Consider the following 18,794-nt stretch of genomic DNA (forward strand, 5'->3'; position numbering starts at 1 on the left):
GCTCGCTCGTCGCGTCAGGTGAGGGACTTGAGGTGGGCAGGGGTGAAGAGGGTCGGCGACTCGCCGTTCAGGATCTTCGTGGGCCAGGCGGGGTCGCCCAGGAGGGCGCGGCCGAGGGCGACCAGGTCGAAGTCGCCGCGCTCCATCAGGTCGAGGAGCGGGTCGATGTTCGTCGCGTGAGCCGCCTCGCCCTGGAAGGACGCGATGAACTCGATGTCGAGGCCGACCGAGCCGACGCTGATGGACGGCTTGCCCGTCAGCTTCTTCGCCCAGCCAGCGAGGTTGAGGTCGGAGCCCTCGAACTCGGGGAGCCAGTAGCGGCGCGTGGAGCAGTGGAAGGCGTCGGCGCCCGCGTCGACCAGGCGGCCGAGGAGGGCGCCGAGCTCTTCGGGGGTCTCCGCGATCTTCGCGTCGAAGGCGCCCGCCTTCCACTGGGACGTCCGGAAGATGATCGGGAAGTCGGGGCCGACGGCCGCGCGGCACGCGGCGACGATGTCGGCGGCGAAGCGGACGCGGTCGCCGTAGGCGTCGGTGCGGCGGTTCGTGCGGGACCAGAGGAACTGGTCGATGAGGTAGCCGTGCGCGCCGTGCAACTCGATGCCGTCGAAACCGCGGGCCTTGGCCGCCGCGGCGGCGTCCGCGAAGGCCCGGATCACGTCGTCGATGTCGGCGAGGGTCATGGCCGTGCCCTCGTCCGAGCCCGTGATGGGGACGCCGGACGGGCCGACCCGGGGAGCGTCCGGCACCGGAGGCGCGCCCGCCTCGCGCGCCATGCCGACATGCCAGAGCTGCGGGACGATCGCGCCGCCCTCGCGGTGGACCGCGGCGGCCACGTCCGCCCAGCCGGTGAGGGCGTCCTCGCCGTAGAAGCGCGGCACGCGGGCGCTGGTGCCGGCCGAGTCGTGGCCCACGTAGGTGCCCTCGGTGATGATCAGTCCGACCCCGCCCGCGGCGCGGCGCGCGTAGTACGCCGCCACGTCCTCGCCCGGGACGCCGCCGGGGGAGTGCTCGCGGGTCATCGGCGCCATGGCGATGCGGTTCCGCACCGTGAGGCGTCCGAGGGAGAAGGGAGTGCCGAGGACCTCGGTCACGCGGGCGTCGGTCATGGTGATCCTTAAATATTGAGAAGGTCAAGTATCGGTCAGCATAGGGCCGATGGTTGAGAACCTCAAATGTTGTGGAGATCAAGGTAGGGTGGTGCCGTGAGCGACGATTCCGTGGTGGCCGAGCTGACCGAGCTGGTCATGCGGGTGGCGAGACGCCTCCAGTTCGACTTCCACGCCGCGGCCGCGGAGCTGGACCTGCCGCCCGCGCAGGCGCTCGCCCTCTCCGAACTGGGCGAATCCGCGCCGATGCGAGAGCTGGCCGTCCGGCTCGGATGCGACGCGTCCAACGTGACCGGCATCGTGGACGGCCTGGAGCGGCGCGGCCTGGTGACCCGGCGGCCCGACCCGTCCGACCGGCGCGTCAAGCACCTCGTCCTCACCGAGGAGGGCGAACGGAAGCGCGAGACCCTGCGCTCCCGCAGCCACGCCAAGGCCGCCGAGCTCTTCGAGCTTCCCCACGGCGACGACGTCCGCCTCCGCGACCTCCTGGCCCAGGTAAAGACCTGCCGCTGACTAGCAGACCGCCTCCGCTGCGACCTCTGCCCACACGACCTTGCCCCCTTCGAGCAGAGGCCGCGTCCCCCACCGCCGCGCGAGCCGATCGACGGCGAAGAGCCCCCGCCCGCACTCGCTCACCAGATCCGGAACATGCAACTCAGGCAGCCCGTTCCCCCGATCCCAAACCTCGACCACGGGTACACCACCGTCCCGAAGGAAGACGCGAACGATGATCGCCTCTTCGGTGCCCGCGTGCCTGCAGGCGTTGCTGACGAACTCGGTGACGACCGTCCGCGCGACGTAACTGTCCAGCCCCCACCGCCCAAAGGCGCGCCCCACCAACTCCCGCGCCGCCCTCGCGGCCTCCGGCACAGGCAAAGCAATGAGCGTGTCGATCGCTTCGGTGTTGACGTTCACGTTCAGGGCTCCAATCTCTCGATTCGAGCCCATGTACGCACGGGAAAGCGTAGCGTAATCGAACAATCACCGAGTGCAGTTAGTCTGGTTCCGGCTGCTTGCGTTCGGTTCCCCCTGCTCCCGTGAGGAGACCTTCATGGCCGCAAGGAAGCCGTCCGCGGAGCTTCGCGTGTTCGGGGCCGAGGTGACCCGGCACCGCGAGGCGGCGGGTATCAGCCGCACCGAGCTCGCGGAACGCGTGCACGTCACACGCTCGTACGTGGGGCAGGTCGAAGCGGGTACGACCCGATGTCGGCGTGAGTTCGCCGAGAGGCTGGACAGCGCCCTCGGCACTGGTACGGCGCTCGCGGACGCCTGGGACGACCTGCTCCGAGCGACCGGTTACCCGAAGTGGTTCCGCGACTTCCCGAAGGCGGAGTTCACTGCCGCCATCCTGCGCTCGTACCAGAGCATGCTCATCGACGGTCTGCTGCAGACGGAGGCTTACGCGCGGACGTTGCTTCGCGACGACGCGGCGGTGGAGAGCCGTATGCGGCGGCAGGCCGTCCTGGAGCGGGAACCACCGCCCATCCTGTACGTCGTCCTGGACGAGCCGGTGCTCTACCGGCAGGTCGGTAGCCGGGAGGTCATGCGTGAGCAGTTCGAGCATCTTCTCAAGGTGTCCGAGCGCGATGACGTGTACCTCCAGATCGCCCCGACGGCTTACTACCGTGGCGTGCAGGGAGGGTTTACGATCGCCACGCAGCCCGACGGTGAGGAGATCGCCTATCTCGCCAACGTCACGCGTGGGGACACATCGAGTGAGGCCGGCGACGTCGTCTTCCTCACTGGCCTCTTCGCGATGTTGCAGGCACGGGCGCACTCCGTGGACGCCTCGCGGGCCTTGATCGAGAGGACGATGAGCGAGAGATGGCTGTGAGCCAGGTGACCTGGCGGAAGTCGCGGGTCAGCGACGATCAGGGCGGTCATTGCGTAGAGGTCGGTGCGCTGCCGGGCGGAATCGGTGTTCGGGACTCCAAGGATCCTCGGGGGCCTGTGATCGTGCTGGCGCCGGGGGCGTTTGCGGCGTTGGTGGCTCGGCTTAGGCGGTAGGGCTTTGCCTGGATGTCGGTGGTGTGCGGCAGGGTGCGCGGGTGGGCATTCATGTGGCCGGTCGGCGGCGGGCTCGTACGGCGGTTGAGGCCCGGGTCAGGCTGGTCTGGGATCGGTCGGGAAGAGGAGGCGGTCGGAGGCCGGCAGCCACTGGTTCCGGGCGGCGGAGCAGCGCTGGTAGTGGTCTTTGACGTGGGCGACGAGCAGTGGCAGCGACGGGTGCCGGTTCGCCTCGTGCCACATCAGGGACCAGGGATAGACCGGCGTGGGGTCGGTGATGGAGATCTGGACGACGTCCCGGTACCCGGGGTACTGCGACGTGTTGCCGAACGTGATGAGGTCCGGTGAGGCCGCCACCTTCTCCATGATGTGGTCACGGCCGAAGACCGGCCCGGAGGTGTCGATCCGGACGTCGAACTCGGCGCTGAGGTGGCGGTAGTAGTCCGCCCATTCGCTGTCATCGGCGTTGCCGGGCATCCACGCCGTCAGGCCCGCGAGTTCTCTCATCGGCACGTGCTCGCGTCCGGCCAGCCGGTGCCGGCGGCCGACCAGGGCGGGGATCGGCTCCAGGAAGGCCGGGACACGCTCGATCCCTGCGGGAGGGTGCCCGGTGGCGCGGCCGAACGCGGCGTCCACCGAGCCGTCGGCGAGCGCGGTCCAGCGTGAGACGGTGCCGCGGGAGACGACGATGTCGATCTCGACGTCGCCCGCCTCATAGAAGTCCCGGACCATGTCGACGGGCGCCCCGGCGCGGCTGAGCACGTCGATGCGCAGGGCGCGGCGGCGGGCGCGGAACATCGCGGTGGCCTGGTCGGCGAGCCCGATCAGTGCCCGGGCCTGCGGCAGGAAGGCCGCGCCGTCCTCGGTCGGTCTGGCGCCGGCGCGGGAGCGGGTCAGCAGCGGGACGCCCAGGTCCGCTTCCAGCCTGGCGATCCGCTTGGACACGGCCTGCTGGGTCATGTCCAGGCGGTCGGCGGCATGGGTGAACTGGCCGGCGTCGACGACGGCGAGGAAGGCTCGAACGGCACCGAGGTCCAGCTCCATCCACAACTCCTGGTTGTCATCGTCGGGCGTGTCGGTTGTTGGACCTCGTCTTAGGAGTTCCGGTCTGATGAGCGGTGCCCGGAGTCCGCACAAGCCCGAGGAGTATAAGTGGGCCCATCGAGAAGCCACGGTCGTGGCCAGGTGCCGGTGTTCGTGCCCGCGCGGGAGCCGGAGATCCCGTTGAGCGGCGGCCGGATCACCGAAGGAGTCGTCCGTCTCGGCGACACGGTGCGGCGGCCGGTCGGGCCGCACTCAGCGTTCGTGCACCGGCTGCTCCGGCATCTGGAAGCGGTCGGCTGCGACGCCGCACCCAGGCTGCTGGGAACCGACGGCAAGGGCCGTGAGGTCCTCACCTTCCAGCACGGTGAGACCACGACCGACTTCCGGGCCCGTGCCTGGACGCCCGCTCAAATCACCGCCGCGGCGCGCCTGCTGCGGAAGCTGCACGACGCGACCGCCGGGTCGCCGATCGCGGGCGGCGAGGAGACGGTGTGCCACAACGACTTCTCGCCGCTGAACGTCACCTTCGTCGACGGCCTTCCCGCCCTGGCCTTCGACTTCGACCAGGCCGCCCCCGGCCCCCGCGCACGCGACCTCGCCTACGCCGCCTGGCTGTGGCTGCTCGGCGCGGAGATCGCCGCCCCTCTCCATCACCAACTGTCCCTGGTGCGCACCTTTCTCGACGCCTACGGGTTCGACGACGACCACCGTCGCGACTTCGGCCGGCGCATCGTCGCCCGGGTCGAAGCCGAACTCGCCATGCACGAACGCGCCGGACGCATCACCGCCCCCGGATCCTGGCTGCACCAGGAGATCGCCTGGCTGAAGGAGCACGCCGACGCCATCGCTCGCGGCGTGCGAAGCAGCGGCTGAGACGACGACCAGGTGACGCAGACCGTGGGTGGGGACGAGTCCGCCGAGCGGTCGGCCCGGGGCCGGGTGAGGGTCCCGGGCCTCACCGTCACTCTTCGGTTGCGGGGCTGCCGCCGGCCACGACCTCCGCGAGGAGGTCCTCCTCGGTGGCGCCGCGGCGCCAGTAGCCGGTGAAGGTGACGGAGCGGCGGTCGATGCCGCGGTCGTTCACCAGGTGGCGGCGGAGCGCCTTCACGGTGCTGGACTCGCCGGCGATCCACGCGTACACGGCGTCCGGCAGCGACGTCTCGCGGATCGCGGGGAGGAGGCCGCCCAAGGGGACCCACGTGATCTCGGCGTCGGCGTCGGTGGGGAGGGGGCGGCGGTCGCCGTCCTCCGGGATCTCGATCCACACCTGCGCCCGGGTGCCGGCGGGCAGCCAGGCGAGGTTGCCGGCGATGGCGGGGAGCGCGGTCAGGTCGCCGGCGATGAGCACCGGGGCGCCGGACGGCGGGCGGAAGTCGTAGCCGCCGTTGTCGGGACCGGTGGGGCCGAGCACGACGACGCGGTCGCCCGGGCGGGCGGACGAGGCCCAGCGGGAGGCCGGGCCGGCCGAGCCGTCCAGGTGCAGGACGAAGTCGACGTCCAGCTCGCCGGGGCGCTGGTCGCAGACGGTGTAGGAGCGCATGATGCCGCGCTCGGCGGGATCCATCGCGCGCCAGTCGGCGAACCAGGTGTCGGGTGACCAGACCTCCGGCATGACGGGGGCGTCCTGGTGCGGGTGGGGGAGGAACAGCTTGAAGCGCTGGTCGCGTCCGCCGGTGACGAACGCGTCCAACCCGGTCGCCCCGGCGTCCAGGGCGGCTCCGCCGAAGGTGACGCGGGCCATGGACGGGCCGATGCGCTCGGCTCGCAGCACGTGGAGTTCGAAGAAGCCGTACGGGTGGGACGGGTTCGTCAACGCGGGCACCTTTCGCTCAGCCGGTCTTCTTGGCGGACTTGATGGACGCGGCGAGGGCCTCGATGTAAGGCGCGCAGCCCTCGTAGGAGAAGCGGGGCTCGGGCTGCCACGGGATGACCTGGTTCGCCTTGACGGCGGGGAGGTCCTTCCAGGACGGCTTGGAGCCGAGGTCCTTCGGCTGGAGCGCCTGGGTGCGGCTGTCGAGCATGATGACGTCGGCCTTGTAGCGGTCGGCGTTCTCCCAGCTCAGGGGCTCGAAGTAGCCGTCCTTGTCGAGCTTCTGCGGCAGGATCAGGTCGACGCCGAGTTCCTTGAAGAAGATGAGGTCGGTGTTCTTGTTCGGGCTGGAGGCGTAGAACAGGTCGGGGCTCGCGGACGCGGCGAGGACCTTGAGGCCCGGGTTGGCCTTCGCGGCGGCGCGGAGGCTTTCGACGGCCTTGTCGAAGCGCGCTTTCGCGGCGGTCACCTTCGCCGACTTGAGGTCGGCGCCGAGCGCGGCGGCGAGGGCGGCGGTCCGCTCGATGGGCTTGGTGAGGGTCACGGAGCCGGTGGAGATCGCGACGCTCGGCGCGAGCGCGAAGATCTTGTCCTTGCTCTCCGCCGGGACGTAGAAGAGGTCGTTCGGGACGAACATGTTGTCGACGAGCAGCTCGGGGCGGAGCGCCGCGTACTTCTCGATGTTGAACTCGCCGTAGGCGTTGCCGATGATCGTGAGGCGGTCCACGGGGAGGTTGCCGGCCTGCGGGTCGGGCTTGCCGTCCTTGAGCTTCGTCGGCCCGTACACGCCGACGATCTGCTTGTCCACGCCGAAGTCGTAGAGGGCCGCGACGGCGCCGACGTAGCCGACGACGCGCTGCGGGCGCGACTTGAGGTCGACCTTCGTGCCGCGGTCGTCGGTGAACGTCCAGGCGCCGCCGCTGGGGGAGGCCGTGCCGCTCCCGCCGTCGTCGCCGCCGCAGGCGCTGATCAGTGCCCCGAGGGCGACGGCGCCGCCCGCGCCCAGGAGGCCGCGGCGGGTGAGGTGACGAGCACCGGTGTTCGACATTTCGGTTGATACTCCTGCTTGTGCAACGGTGTCCGGTATTCCGGCTTGATGGGCGCTTAGGTTAACCTAACCTAAGCCTTTGTCCAGTGATCGGGAAGAGCGGCGGTCCCGGTCGGTCCCCCGGAGCGCGTCCGTGTCGTTGACGAAGTCCCCGCCGTCCGCGGTGGCCGATCCGCGGCCGTCCGGCCCGCCGGGGGCCGGGCTCTCCGCCCGCGCCGCCGGCCTGCTCGCGGCGCTGCTGCTGCTGGCCGCCGTCGTGGTGCTGAGCCTGGCGGTCGGCGCGAAGCCGCTGTCGGCGGGCGAGGCGTGGCGCGGTCTCGTCGACCGCGACGCCGCGAGCTACACGGTCGTCCACCAGATGCGGCTGCCGCGGACGCTGCTCGGGCTCCTCGCCGGCGCGGCGCTCGGCCTGGCCGGCGCGGTGATGCAGGCGCTGACCCGCAACCCGCTCGCCGACCCCGGGCTGCTCGGCATCAACGCGGGCGCGTCCGCCGCCGTCGTCTCGGCGATCTCCTTCCTCGGCATCGTGTCGTTCACCGGGTTCGTGTGGTTCGCGTTCGCGGGGGCCGGGGCGGTCGCGGTGCTCCTGTACGCGGTCGGCGGCGGGCGCGGCGCGACGCCCGCGCGGCTCGCGCTGGCCGGGTCGGCGCTGAACGCGGCGCTCTACTCCTACGTCAGCGCGGTGCAGCTGCTCGACACCGCGTCGCTGGACCGCATGCGCTTCTGGACGGTCGGCTCGCTCGCCGCCGCGGAGTCCTCGACCGTCTGGCGCGTCGCGCCGTTCGTCGCCGTCGGCCTGGTGCTCGCGTTCGCGCTGGCGCGTCCGCTGAACGCGATGGCGATGGGCGAGGACGCGGCGCGCTCGCTCGGCGCACGGCCCGAGCGCGCCCGGATCGTCGCCATCGTCACGGTCACGCTCCTGTGCGGCGCGGCGACGGCGGCCTGCGGGCCGATCGTGTTCGTCGGGCTGATGGTGCCGCACTTCGTCAAGGTGCTGACCGGGCCGGACCTGCGCTGGCTCCTGCCCTACAGCGCCGTGCTGGCGCCCGTGCTGATGCTGGGCGCGGACGTGCTCGGACGCGTCGCCGTCCGCCCGTCCGAGCTCCAGGTCGGGATCGTCATGGTCGTCGCGGGCGGGCCGGTCTTCCTCTACTTCGTCCGCCGGCCGCAGGGCATCCGGCCGAGGGCGCGCAGGACGGCGGGCGCCCGCGCCGCGTCGGGGGAGGTGGCCGCGCCGTGAGCAGGTCTCCGCGCGCCGCCGTCCTGCGCACGCCCGCCGGGCTGTCGCTCCGGTTCCGTCCGCGCGCGCTCGCCGTCGCCGCCGTCTGCCTCGTGGTCGCGCTCGGGACGGGCGTGCTGCTCATCGGCAGCGGCGACTTCCCGATGAGCCCGGCGGACGTCGTCCGGACCCTCGCCGGGCAGGGCTCGCCCGCCGACTCGGTCATCGTCAACGAGATCCGGCTGCCGCGCGTGGTGACGGCGCTGGCCGTCGGCGCGGCGCTCGGGCTCGCCGGCGCGATCTTCCAGTCGCTCGTCCGCAACCCGCTCGGCAGCCCCGACATCCTCGGCTTCACCCAGGGCGCGGGGACGGGCGTGCTGACGGTGATCGTCCTGTTCGGCGGCGGCAGCGCGGCGGCCGCGGCCGGCGCCGCGGGCGGCGGCCTCGCGACCGGCCTGGTCGTGTGGGCGGTCGCGGGACGGCACGGCGCGCACGGGCAGCGGCTCGTGCTCGTCGGCATCGGCGTCGCCGCGATCCTCACCGGCGTGAACGGCTACCTGCTGACGCAGGCGCAGATCGTGGACGCGGCGCGCGCGGTGCTGTGGCTGACCGGCAGCCTGGACGGGCGCGACTGGGCCGACTCGGCGCCGCTGCTCATCGCGCTCGCCGTGCTCGGGCCGCTCGTGCTCGTCGGGTGCGGCCGCGCGCTGCGGATGCTGGAGCTCGGCGACGACGCGGCGCACGCGCTCGGCGTGCCGATCGAGCGCGCGCGGCTGATCCTGCTGGGCGCGGCGGTGCTGCTCACCTCATTCGCCGCGGCCGCCGCCGGCCCGGTGTCGTTCGTGGCGCTGACCGCGCCGCAGCTCGCCCGCCGGCTGACTCGCACGCCCGGCCCGAACCTGCTGCCCGCCGCGTGCATGGGCGCGGCGCTGCTGGTGGCCGCGGACTGGGCGGCGCAGCGCGCCTTCACCGGGCACCAGCTCCCGGTCGGCGTGGTGACCGGGCTGCTCGGCGGCGGGTACCTGGTCTGGCTCCTCGTGACCGAACGCAAGACGGGACGCATATGACGCTGCATCACGACACACACCCCGCCCCCGCCCCGGCCCCGGCCCCGGAAGGCGTGGCCGGACCCGCGACCGCGGCACCGGCCTCATCGAGCGCCGCGCCGCCGGACGCCACGGCCGCCGCGCGGTTGAGCGGCGGGGGGTTGACGCTCGCCTATGACCGGCGGGTCGTCGCCGAGGGGCTCGACGTCGCCGTGCCGGACGGGTCGTTCACCGTGATCGTCGGGCCGAACGCGTGCGGGAAGTCGACGCTGCTGCGGGCGCTGGCGCGGATCCTCAAGCCGTCCGCCGGGGCCGTCGTGCTGGACGGCCGGCCGATCGCGGGATGGCCCGCCAAGAAGCTCGCGCGGACGCTCGGGCTGCTGCCGCAGACGTCCATCGCGCCGGAGGGGATCTCGGTCGCCGACCTCGTCGCGCGCGGCCGGTACCCGCACCAGGGGCTGCTGCGGCAGTGGTCGCGCGAGGACGAGCGGGTCGTGACCGAGTCGATGGAGGCGACGGGCGTGGCGGAGCTCGCCGACCGCGCCGTGGACGAGCTGTCCGGCGGCCAGCGGCAGCGCGTGTGGATCGCGATGGCGCTCGCGCAGCAGACGCCGCTGCTGCTGCTGGACGAGCCGACGACCTACCTCGACATCGCCCACCAGATCGAGGTCCTCGACCTGTGCGCGCGGCTGCACGAGGAGGGCCGCACGGTCGTCGCCGTCCTGCACGACCTGAACCACGCGTCCCGCTACGCCACGCACCTGATCGCGATGCGGGACGGGCGGATCGTGGCGGAGGGCGAGCCGGGCGCGGTGGTGACCGCGGAGCTGGTCGAGGACGTGTTCGGGCTGCCCTGCCAGGTGATCGACTGCCCGGAGACCGGGACGCCGCTCGTCGTCCCGGCGGCCCGCCGCCGCGCCCCATAGCGCCCGAAATATTTGTACAATTCCAATGGTTTTAGGCATACAACCATTGGAGGCCGCTTGCCCGATCTCAGTCCCCGCCGCAGGATCCTCGTGCTGGCGATCTGCTGCATGAGCCTGCTCATCGTCAGCCTCGACAACACCATCCTCAACGTCGCGCTCCCGGCGCTCCAGGACGACTTCCACACCTCGCTGTCCGGGCTCCAGTGGACGATCGACGCGTACCTCATCGTCCTCGCCTCGCTACTGATCCTCTCCGGCGCCACCGCCGACCGGGTGGGGCGCCGCCGCGTCTTCCAGACCGGGCTCGCGCTGTTCGTCGCGGGCTCGGTGCTGTGCAGCCTCGCGCCGTCCCTCGGCTGGCTCGTCGCCGCCCGCGTGGTGCAGGCGGTCGGCGGGTCGATGCTCAACCCGGTCGCGATGTCGATCATCACGAACGTGTTCACCGAGCCGCGCGAGCGCGCCCGCGCCATCGGCGTCTGGGGCGCCGTCGTCGGCCTCAGCATGGCGATGGGCCCGGTGGTCGGCGGGCTGCTCGTCGACTCCGTCGGCTGGCGCGCGATCTTCTGGCTGAACGTCCCGATCGGGCTGGCCGCGATCGCGCTGGCCGCCGCGTTCGTCCCCGAGTCGCGGGCCGCGCGGCCGCGCCGGGCCGATCCGCTCGGCCAGGGCCTCATGATCGTGGCGCTCGGCACCCTGACCTACGCGATCATCGAGGGGCCCGGGCTCGGCTGGGCCGCGCCGCGGGTGCTCGGCGCCGCCGCCGTGGCCGCGATCGCGCTCGCCGGGTTCGTCGTGCACGCCAGGCGGGCCCCGGAGCCGCTGATCGACCTGCGGTTCTTCCGGAGCGTCCCGTTCTCCGGCGCGGTCCTCGTCGCCGTCTGCGGTTGCGCCGGGTTCGCCGGGTTCCTGTTCGTGAACTCGCTCTACCTGCAGAACGTCCGGGGGATGTCCGCGCTGCACGCCGGGCTGTGGCTGCTGCCGATGGCCGCGATGTGCGCCGTCTGCGCCCCGCTGTCGGGACGCCTGGTCGGCGCCCGGGGGCCGCGGCTGCCGCTCCAGGCCGCGGGGGGCGCGATGCTCGCCAGCGGCCTGCTGCTCGCGATCTTCGAGGCGGAGACGAGCACGGTCACGATGGTCGTCTCCTACGTGCTGTTCGGGATCGGTTTCGGGATGCTGAACGCGCCCATCACCAACACGGCCGTGTCGGGCATGCCGCGCGCCCAGGCGGGCGTCGCCGCCGGCGTCGCCTCCACCAGCCGCCAGGTCGGCCAGGCGCTCGGCGTCGCCGTGATCGGCGCCGTCCTCGCCGCGGGGACGGGCTCGGGCCCGGACGCCGCGTCGCGCTTCACCGCGGCCGCCCGCCCGGCATACTGGGTGATCGCCGGATGCGCCGCCATCGTCCTTGTGCTGGCCACGGTCACCACGGGCCGCCGCGCCGCCCGCAGCGCCGCGCGCACCGCCGCGCTGTTCGGCACCGGCGAGGACACCGCCGGACGCGAGGTGACGGGAGCGAGCAGCCGATGAGCGAGCGCGACACCGCCGGAATCGATGTCGCCGAGACCGAGGGCGCCGGCACCGATGCCGCCGCCCGCGCCTGGCACAACCTGCGCGTCCTGCTCCAGGAGCGCGGCGACCGGCGGCGGGAGGCGACCGAGGCGCTCGGGCTGAGCTTCGCGCGGATCAAGGCGCTGCGGCGGCTGGCGGGCGCGGGCCCGATGACGCTGCGCGAGCTGGCCGACGTCCTGCTCACCGACCGCCCGTACACGACGATCCTCGTGGACGACCTGGTCGAGCGGGGCCTCGTCGAGCGGAACCCGAACCCCGTCGACCGCCGCTCCAAGATCGTGGCCGTGACGGACGCCGGGCGGGCCGCGGCGGCGGAGGCCGAGCGCATCCTCGACACCCCGCCGCCCGCCCTGTACGACCTGCCGCCGGACGACCTGGCCGCGCTCGACCGGATCGCCGCCCGCCTCGTCGAGGAGGGCTGACCCGCCGAGGCTGGGCCTGACGGCGAGGTCGGGCCTGACGGCGAGGTCGGGCCTGACGGCGGGACCGCCCGACCCGGCGGCCCCGCCGGGTCCGGTCAGGTGCCGGCCGGCACCTTGTAGGTCTCCGCCGCCTCCGACTCGGCGGCGTCGCGCTCGACCACGAGGCCGCCGACGGCCTTCGCGTCCGTCCGCAGGATGTAGGACTTGCGGGTGGCGGGCTCGTTCACCTTGGAGAAGTCCATCGGCGTCCCGTAGCCGCCGTCGTAGTTCGTGGACGAGCGGTGCGCCTTGACGAGGCCCTCGCGGGTCAGGTCCTTCGCGGCGCACGCCTTCTTCAGCGCGTCCGCGAAGATGACCGCGTTGGTGTAGCCGTTGACGACGGCGTTGTCGCGCGGCTGGCCCGGGTACTTCTTGGCGTAGGAGTCCGCGATCTTGCGGACCGGCGGGAGGTCGGCGCCGATCGGCGCGCCCGCGGTCGCCATGTAGAACTCCGCGAGCAGCGCCTTGGCGGCGGGCGTCTGGAGCAGCTGCGGGGAGAACCCGGAGTTGCTCGTGACGATCGGCACCAGGATCCCCTTGGCGCGGGCGACGCCCGCGAGCGAGGCGGACTGCCGCGGCCCGGCGCTCATCAGGATCGCCTTCACGCCCGCGTTCTTCAGCGCCGCGACCTGCGCGCTCATGTCGTTGTCGGTCGCCTTGATCTTCTGCTCGACGAGCGTCAGCCCGAGCTGCTCCGTGGCGTACTTGGAGCCGTTCAGCGCGCTCTCGCCGTAGTCGCCCTCGAAGTAGACGTGCCCGACCTTGTCGCCCTTCTTGATCCCCTTCTGTTTAGTGAGGAAGTCCAGCGCGTTGATCATGTCGACGTCGTAGGTGGTGCCGGTGACCTGGATGTACTGGTTGCCGAGCAGCGTCGTCGACCAGGCGTTCGGCAGCACGAACATCTTGTCGGACGTGATGCGCTGCTTCAGGGCGGTCACCATCGGCGACCCGACGAACTGCGCGATGCCGATGACGCTGGACGACAGCTCGCTGTAGCCCGACATCGCGCGCTGCACGTCGTAGCCGTGGTCGCGGACGACGAGCTCGACCTTGCGGCCGCAGACGCCGCCCGCGGCGTTGAGCTCCTCGAAGTACATCTGCTGCGCCTGCGTGAGGCTCTTGCCGAGCGGCGCGTACACGCCGGTCAGGTCGGTCTCGACGCCGACGCGGATCGTGTCGGCGGTAACGCCGGGCCCGGTCTTGACGCCCTGGGCGTCCGTCCCGCCCGACCCGCCGGTGGCCTTCTCGCTGCATCCCGCGGCGAGGCCCAGTGCCAGGGCCGCCGCGGCCGCCAGTGCGGTCGCCCGCGTGCCGCGTGCCGATCGCTTCATACCGGTTGCTCCTCTTGTTCGAGTCGGGTGAGGGGACGGGCGGACCGGTGCCGGGACGCGGTGGCGCGCAGCCGCGTCCAGAGGCCGGCCAGGCCGCCCGGAAGGAACAGGACGACGGCGACGACGGCGGCGCCGTACAGGATCCGGGCCGCCTCGGCGGGGGAGACCCCGCCGGAGCCCGGCGCGGCGACGAGCGGGAGGTCGTCGCCGAAGCGGGTGAGGAGCTGGGGCAGCACGGACACGAACACCGCGCCCGCCACGGCGCCCGCGGCGGTGCCGAGCCCGCCGATGACGATCATCGCGAGGTAGTCGAGGGACAGGAACATCCCGAAGTAGTCCGGGACGGTCCGCCGGAACACGAGCGCCAGCAGCGCCCCGGCCGCCCCCGCGTACATCGACGAGAGCGTGAACACGCCCGCCCGGTAGCGGGCCACGGGGACGCCCATCACCGACGCCGCCACCTCGTGGTCGCGGATCGTGTTGAGCGCCCGCCCGGGACGGCCGCGCAGCACGCCCCGCGCGATCCACACGGCGGGGACGAGCAGCGCGACGCCGAGGAACCAGAGCCGTTCCAGCGCGCCCAGCGGGACGTTCAGGACGACGAGCTCGGGGGAGTCGTCGAAGCGCAGCCCGAACAGCTCCAGCGGCGGGACGTCCCGGCCGTTGAAGCCGCCGGTGACGCTCTCGGCGTTGAACAGCACGTGCTGCCCGATGAAGATCAGCGCGAGCGAGGCGATGCCGAGGTAGGTGCCGCGCAGCCGCCCGGCGATCGGGCTGAACAGGCCGCCCGCGACCCCGGCGAGCACGATCGCGCCGAGGAACGCCAGCGGGGTCGGCAGCCCGAGCCCGGACAGGTGCGGCCCGGAGTCGGACGCCAGGTACACGTACCCGTACGCGCCGACGGCGAGGAAGAACGCGTGGCCCATCGAGAGCTGCCCGGTCGCGCCGGTCAGCAGGTTGAGGCCGATCGCGCCGATCGCCGCCGACATCGCGAACAGGCCCGTCTGGAGCCAGAACGTGCCGAGGTAGAACGGGAGCACCAGCAGCAGCGCGGTGGCCGCCGCTGCGGCCGCGGGCAGGAGCCATCGGCGGTCAGACACGGGAGAGCTCCCTCGTCCCGAACAGCCCCGCTGGCCGGACGAGCAGCACCAGCAGCATCACGAGGAACGGCGCGACGTCGCCGGCACCGCGTCCCATGAAGTCGAGCTGCCCCTGGTAGCCGGTGACGAGCGACTCGGTGAGCCCGACGATCAGGCCGCCCGCGAGCGCGCCCGTCGTGGAGTCGAGGCCGCCGAGGATCGCGGCGGGGAACGCCTTCATCGCGGCGAACGAGGTGCTGCGGTCCAGGCCGGGCGTCGGGAAGACGGTGAGGAACAGCGCCGCCACCGCCGCCAGCGCGCCCGCGACCGCCCACGCGCCGAGCGACACCCGGGTCAGCCGGATCCCCATGAGCGCCGCCGCCTCGCCGTCCTCGGCCGCGGCCCGCATCGCCACGCCCCAGGGGGTGTACCGGAACGCCAGCAGGAACGCCGTGATGAGCAGCGACGCGACGGCCAGCGCGGCGATCCGCGTCTCGGCGATCCCGACGCCCCCGATGGTGACGATCCGGCTCTGCCAGGGGTCGCCGAGCGAGAGCACCTCGGTGCCGATCCGCCGGGTCAGCTCGGTGGTCATCATGATGTCGACGCCGATCGTGACGATCGCGAGGACGGCGTGGTTCTCCACCCGCGCGCGCCGCAGCACCAGCACCTCGATCAGCGCCCCGGCGAGCGCCGCCGTGCCGATCCCGGCGCCGAGCGCGGGCAGGAAGCCGATGTCGTCGTGCAGCACCGCCGTGACGTAGCCGCCGACCAGCAGCAGCGAGGCGTGCGCGAAGTTGACCACCTCGGTGGCCTTGAAGATGATCACGAAGCCGAGGGCGATCAGCGCGTACACCGCTCCCACCGACACCCCGTTGACCACCAGCTCGACGAAGGTGCTCAAGCCGTCTCCTCTGCCGTGTCCTTGATGTCGCGCGTGCCGCGCGTGTCGTCCGGGCCGGTGGTCCCGCCCGTGCCGTCGGTGCCGTCGGTGCCAACGGGGGCGTGGGCGGCGCCGAGGTAGGCGCGCAGCACCGCGGGGTCGCGCTGGACCTCGCTCGGCGTCCCGCCCGCGATGCGCCGCCCGAAGTCCAGGACGGTCACCTCGTCGGCCAGCCGCATGACCATGCCCATGTCGTGCTCGACCAGCAGGACCGACAGGTTCAGGTCCTCCCGGGCGCGGGCGATGACCTCGGCCATCCGCCGGCGCTCGGCGCCGTTCATGCCCGCCACCGGCTCGTCCAGGAGCAGCAGGCGCGGCTCCATCGCGAGGGCGCGGGCCAGCTCGATCCGCTTCTGGACGCCGTAGGGCAGCGATCCCGCCGGCGCATTCAGGTGCTCGTCGACGCCCACGTACCGGGCGATGTCGCGGACGCGGGCGCGGTGGGCGCGGTCCTCGCGCCGGGCCAGGGGCAGCCGCAGCCCCGCCGACGCGAACCCGGCGCGGGTCAGCCGGTGCCGCCCGAGCATCAGGTTGTCCTCGACCGACAGGTGCCGGGAGAGGGCGAGGTTCTGGAACGTCCGCGCGACGCCGAGGCCCGCGATGCGGTGCGGCGGGAGCCCGGTCAGCTCCGTCCCGCCGAACCGGACGCCGCCCTCCGTGGCCCGGTAGACGCCGGACAGGACGTTGAAGCACGTCGACTTGCCCGCGCCGTTCGGGCCGATCAGCGCGTGCACGCTGCCCGGCGCGACCGTGAAGCCGACGCCGTCCAGCGCGGTCAGGCCCGCGAACCGCACCGTCAGGCCGGTCACCGCCAGGCCGGTCACTGCCGGCTCGCTCATCCCGTCCACCTCGCGAGGACGGGCCGCCCGGCGGACGCCTCGGGCGTTCCGGACGTCCCGGCGTGGTCCCCCGAGGGGGCCGCGGCGTCCGATACGGCGACGCCCTCGGGGGTGTCCTCGCTGACGCCGAGGTACCGGCGCCTCACCTCGTCGCTCCCGGCGAGCTCCGCCGAGGGCCCGTGCAGCGCGACCTCGCCGACCTCCAGCACGTGCGCCGCGGACGACAGCTCCAGCGCGAGCGCCGCGTTCTGCTCGATCACCAGCAGCGAGGTGCCCTGGAGGTTGATCTCCCGGATGGTCTCGGCGATCCGCTCCGCCATCAGCGGCGCGAGCCCGAGCGTCGGCTCGTCCAGCAGCAGGACGGCGGGCCGCGCCATCAGCGCCCGCCCGATCGCGAGCATCTGCTGCTCCCCGCCGGACAGCAGCCCGGCGCGCTGCCGCGCCCGCTTGGCCAGCACCGGGAACAGCTCCAGCACCCGCTCGCGCGCCGCCGCCGTGCTCTCCGCCGCGCCCGCACGATCGACGGAGCGCCGGCCGCGGGCGCCGAGCGCGCCCGCGCGCAGGTTCTCCTCGACGGTGAGCCGGCCGAACACCCGCCGCCCCTCCGGCACCTGCACGACCCCGGCCGCCACGACGGCGGACGGGGACAGGCCGGTGAGCGGCCGGTCGCCGAGGCGCACCGTGCCCGCGTCCACCGCGCCGCGGTGGAACGGGAGCGTGCCCGAGATCGCCCGGAGCAGCGTGGTCTTGCCCGCCCCGTTCGCGCCGAGGACGGCCGTGACCGTCCCCTCCGGGACGTCCAGCGACACCCCGCGCAGCGCCCGGACGGCCCGGCCGTAGCTCACCGAAAGATCGCGGACCGCGAGGGTCCCCCTCGCCATGGGCGCCTCCCTGGATTTCGTGTGGCTGGCACCACAGCACGCGGCGCGGAGGAGCGTCTACGGGCGGCGGGCAAGACGGGGCGGGCGTCCAATCGAACGGGGTTCGGGTTGTGTGCCGAGCACAGGACGCCCGGGAGGGCATTGCGGGCTCCGGCGCAGATCACGGACACTGAGTGACCAGAGTCACCACGGAGGTCGTCCATGGCGCCAGCCGGCACCGATGCCGCCCGGGACCTCGGTCCCGTCCCCGCCGGACTGCTCGGCCCCGCTCCCGCCGCCGCGGAGCAGCGGGAGGCGGCCCGGCTCGCGTGCTCCGCGTCCGGGCGGCTGCGGGCCCGCGTCCCCGAGCTGTCCGACCGGCTGGTCGCGGACGTCCTCGCCGAGGACCCGCTGTACCTGGAGTTCGTGTCGCGCGAGGACTTCTGGGAGTCGGTCCGCGACAGCCTGGAGGCGGGCATCGAGCAGATGGCCCGGCGCGCCCGCGGCCAGCGCCCGGACCTGTCCGTCGCCGAGCGGATCGGGCGCCGGCGCGCCGAGCAGGGCCTGCCGCTTGAGTCGCTGCTGCGCTGCTACCGCATCGGCGGGCGCATCGTGTGGGAGGCGCTGATCGAGGTGGTCGCCGAAGACGACCCCGACGCGCTCTCCGTCCTGCTCCGCTACGCCAGCACCGTCTGGCACACGATCGAGCTCCAGTCCACCGTCGTCTCCGAGGTGTACCGGCGCACGGAGTCGGAGCTGCTGCGGCGCAGCGGGGAGCGCGTGCAGGCCCTGCTGGACGCGCTGCTCGAAGGGCGCGGCGCCGACGGCGGCCTCGCGCAGGCCGCCGCCGCGGCCCTCGACCTGCCCGAGCACGGCCGCTACGCGATCGCCGTCCTGCGGTCGCCGCGCCGCGACCCCGGCCTCGAACGCCCCGAGCGGATCGGCGCGCTGCGCCTGGTCTGGCGGATCCGGACCGACGCCGAGATCTGCGTCGTGTCCCTCGGCGAGCTGGGCCTGGACGAGGTGATCGAGGCGCTCGGGCCGCTCGTCCCCGGCGATGCGGGGATCAGCACCGTCGCCGACGGGCTCGCGGGGCTCGGCCGCGCCCGCTGGCTGGCGGAGATCGCGCTCGCCACCTGCCCCGCGGGCGACCGCCGGATCGTCCGGCTGGACGACCGGCTGCCCACCGCGCTCGTGGCCGCGCAGCCCGAGCTCGCGGGACTGCTCGGGACGCAGGTCCTCGGCCCGCTCGCCGAGCTGGACGCCGCCGACCGGGACGTCCTGCTGGAGACGCTGGAGACCTGGCTGGAGTGCGAGGGCTCGGCGATGCGCACGGCGGGGCGCCTGTACTGCCACCGCAACACGGTCTTCAACCGCCTCCGGCGGCTTGAGCAGCTCACCAACCGCTCCCTGCAACGCCCGCGGGACGTCGTGGAACTGACCCTGGCCCTCGACGCGACCCGGCTGGCCGCTCCCGCCTGACCGAGCGGTCGCCTGCGCGGTGCACGC

20 protein-coding genes are annotated in these 18,794 nt (G+C 73.2%); 10 read left to right on the forward strand and 10 right to left on the reverse strand.

All coding sequences use genetic code 11. The features are described 5' to 3' along the window. Positions 1 to 14 precede the first annotated feature (14 nt). Positions 15 to 1,106, reverse strand: coding sequence for an NADH:flavin oxidoreductase (locus E1300_RS16305; protein WP_131757850.1), 1,092 nt, complete (start codon positions 1,104 to 1,106; stop codon positions 15 to 17). 96 nt (positions 1,107 to 1,202) lie between these two features. Here E1300_RS16305 and E1300_RS16310 point away from each other — a divergent pair, with 96 nt between their 5' ends. Beyond that, entirely contained in the window at positions 1,203 to 1,619 is a 417-nt protein-coding gene (locus E1300_RS16310; RefSeq protein WP_207399774.1) for a MarR family winged helix-turn-helix transcriptional regulator, read from the forward strand. On the opposite strand, the gene E1300_RS16315 is transcribed toward E1300_RS16310, so the two are convergent. Beyond that, positions 1,620 to 2,021 (reverse strand): ATP-binding protein, encoded by a 402-nt coding sequence (locus E1300_RS16315; RefSeq protein ID WP_165502866.1) that lies wholly within the window; start codon positions 2,019 to 2,021, stop codon positions 1,620 to 1,622. It abuts the gene before it with no gap. A 136-nt stretch (positions 2,022 to 2,157) separates the two neighbouring features. Between E1300_RS16315 and E1300_RS16320 the strand changes: the two genes are divergently transcribed. Together E1300_RS16320 and E1300_RS16325 are read left to right on the forward strand one after the other, a co-directional pair. Further along, positions 2,158 to 2,940: a helix-turn-helix domain-containing protein gene (locus E1300_RS16320; protein WP_131757852.1), complete on the forward strand. Its 783-nt coding sequence runs from the start codon at positions 2,158 to 2,160 to the stop codon at positions 2,938 to 2,940. Beyond that, positions 2,931 to 3,113 (forward strand): DUF397 domain-containing protein, encoded by a 183-nt coding sequence (locus E1300_RS16325; protein WP_131757853.1) that lies wholly within the window; start codon positions 2,931 to 2,933, stop codon positions 3,111 to 3,113. The genes E1300_RS16320 and E1300_RS16325 overlap by 10 nt, the downstream gene beginning before the upstream one ends. 96 nt (positions 3,114 to 3,209) lie before the next feature. Here the strand turns inward: E1300_RS16325 and E1300_RS16330 are convergent, their stop codons facing one another. Further along, positions 3,210 to 4,157 (reverse strand): LysR family transcriptional regulator, encoded by a 948-nt coding sequence (locus E1300_RS16330; protein ID WP_131757854.1) that lies wholly within the window; start codon positions 4,155 to 4,157, stop codon positions 3,210 to 3,212. Between the two features lie 108 nt (positions 4,158 to 4,265). Between E1300_RS16330 and E1300_RS51595 the strand changes: the two genes are divergently transcribed. Then, positions 4,266 to 5,030, forward strand: coding sequence for a phosphotransferase family protein (locus tag E1300_RS51595; protein ID WP_207399775.1), 765 nt, complete (start codon positions 4,266 to 4,268; stop codon positions 5,028 to 5,030). A gap of 88 nt (positions 5,031 to 5,118) precedes the next feature. On the opposite strand, the gene E1300_RS16340 is transcribed toward E1300_RS51595, so the two are convergent. Both E1300_RS16340 and E1300_RS16345 read right to left on the reverse strand, forming a co-directional pair. After that, a complete protein-coding gene (locus tag E1300_RS16340; RefSeq protein WP_242619182.1) occupies positions 5,119 to 5,970 on the reverse strand; it encodes a siderophore-interacting protein in 852 nt (283 codons plus the stop codon). Positions 5,971 to 5,986: 16 nt separating this feature from the next. Continuing rightward, positions 5,987 to 7,015 (reverse strand): ABC transporter substrate-binding protein, encoded by a 1,029-nt coding sequence (locus tag E1300_RS16345; protein WP_131757855.1) that lies wholly within the window; start codon positions 7,013 to 7,015, stop codon positions 5,987 to 5,989. Between the two features lie 133 nt (positions 7,016 to 7,148). Here E1300_RS16345 and E1300_RS16350 point away from each other — a divergent pair, with 133 nt between their 5' ends. From E1300_RS16350 to E1300_RS16370, 5 genes are read left to right on the forward strand one after another with little or no spacing between them, the layout of a single operon-like run. Then, the gene (locus E1300_RS16350) at positions 7,149 to 8,255 is read left to right on the forward strand and encodes a FecCD family ABC transporter permease (protein WP_131757856.1); all 1,107 of its coding nucleotides are present in this window, start codon (positions 7,149 to 7,151) and stop codon (positions 8,253 to 8,255) included. Then, entirely contained in the window at positions 8,252 to 9,301 is a 1,050-nt protein-coding gene (locus E1300_RS16355) for a FecCD family ABC transporter permease (RefSeq protein WP_131757857.1), read from the forward strand. Before E1300_RS16350 ends, E1300_RS16355 begins: the two co-directional genes overlap by 4 nt. A gap of 53 nt (positions 9,302 to 9,354) precedes the next feature. Next, positions 9,355 to 10,206, forward strand: coding sequence for an ABC transporter ATP-binding protein (locus E1300_RS16360; protein WP_370784926.1), 852 nt, complete (start codon positions 9,355 to 9,357; stop codon positions 10,204 to 10,206). A 57-nt stretch (positions 10,207 to 10,263) separates the two neighbouring features. Continuing rightward, the gene (locus tag E1300_RS16365; RefSeq protein WP_131757859.1) at positions 10,264 to 11,730 is read left to right on the forward strand and encodes an MFS transporter; all 1,467 of its coding nucleotides are present in this window, start codon (positions 10,264 to 10,266) and stop codon (positions 11,728 to 11,730) included. Further along, on the forward strand, positions 11,727 to 12,194 hold the full coding sequence (locus E1300_RS16370; protein WP_131757860.1) for a MarR family winged helix-turn-helix transcriptional regulator: 468 nt from the start codon (positions 11,727 to 11,729) through the stop codon (positions 12,192 to 12,194). Before E1300_RS16365 ends, E1300_RS16370 begins: the two co-directional genes overlap by 4 nt. A 95-nt stretch (positions 12,195 to 12,289) precedes the next feature. Here the strand turns inward: E1300_RS16370 and E1300_RS16375 are convergent, their stop codons facing one another. Genes E1300_RS16375 through E1300_RS16395 form a run of 5 tightly spaced genes read right to left on the reverse strand, consistent with a single transcriptional unit; the run spans position 12,290 to position 17,306 of the window. Beyond that, positions 12,290 to 13,564, reverse strand: coding sequence for an ABC transporter substrate-binding protein (locus tag E1300_RS16375; RefSeq protein WP_131757861.1), 1,275 nt, complete (start codon positions 13,562 to 13,564; stop codon positions 12,290 to 12,292). Beyond that, positions 13,561 to 14,664 (reverse strand): branched-chain amino acid ABC transporter permease, encoded by a 1,104-nt coding sequence (locus E1300_RS16380; RefSeq protein ID WP_242619183.1) that lies wholly within the window; start codon positions 14,662 to 14,664, stop codon positions 13,561 to 13,563. The genes E1300_RS16375 and E1300_RS16380 overlap by 4 nt, the downstream gene beginning before the upstream one ends. Then, complete coding sequence (locus E1300_RS16385) at positions 14,657 to 15,547, reverse strand: branched-chain amino acid ABC transporter permease (RefSeq protein ID WP_131757862.1); 891 nt, start codon at positions 15,545 to 15,547, stop codon at positions 14,657 to 14,659. The genes E1300_RS16380 and E1300_RS16385 overlap by 8 nt, the downstream gene beginning before the upstream one ends. Further along, the gene (locus tag E1300_RS16390; RefSeq protein ID WP_131757863.1) at positions 15,544 to 16,425 is read right to left on the reverse strand and encodes an ABC transporter ATP-binding protein; all 882 of its coding nucleotides are present in this window, start codon (positions 16,423 to 16,425) and stop codon (positions 15,544 to 15,546) included. Before E1300_RS16390 ends, E1300_RS16385 begins: the two co-directional genes overlap by 4 nt. Further along, a complete protein-coding gene (locus E1300_RS16395) occupies positions 16,422 to 17,306 on the reverse strand; it encodes an ABC transporter ATP-binding protein (protein ID WP_131757864.1) in 885 nt (294 codons plus the stop codon). The genes E1300_RS16390 and E1300_RS16395 overlap by 4 nt, the downstream gene beginning before the upstream one ends. Positions 17,307 to 17,507: 201 nt before the next feature. Between E1300_RS16395 and E1300_RS16400 the strand changes: the two genes are divergently transcribed. Then, complete coding sequence (locus tag E1300_RS16400) at positions 17,508 to 18,767, forward strand: PucR family transcriptional regulator (RefSeq protein WP_131757865.1); 1,260 nt, start codon at positions 17,508 to 17,510, stop codon at positions 18,765 to 18,767. Positions 18,768 to 18,794: the final 27 nt, after the last annotated feature.

The organism is Actinomadura fibrosa (assembly GCF_900659615.1).
GTDB classification, from domain to species: domain Bacteria; phylum Actinomycetota; class Actinomycetes; order Streptosporangiales; family Streptosporangiaceae; genus Spirillospora; species Spirillospora fibrosa.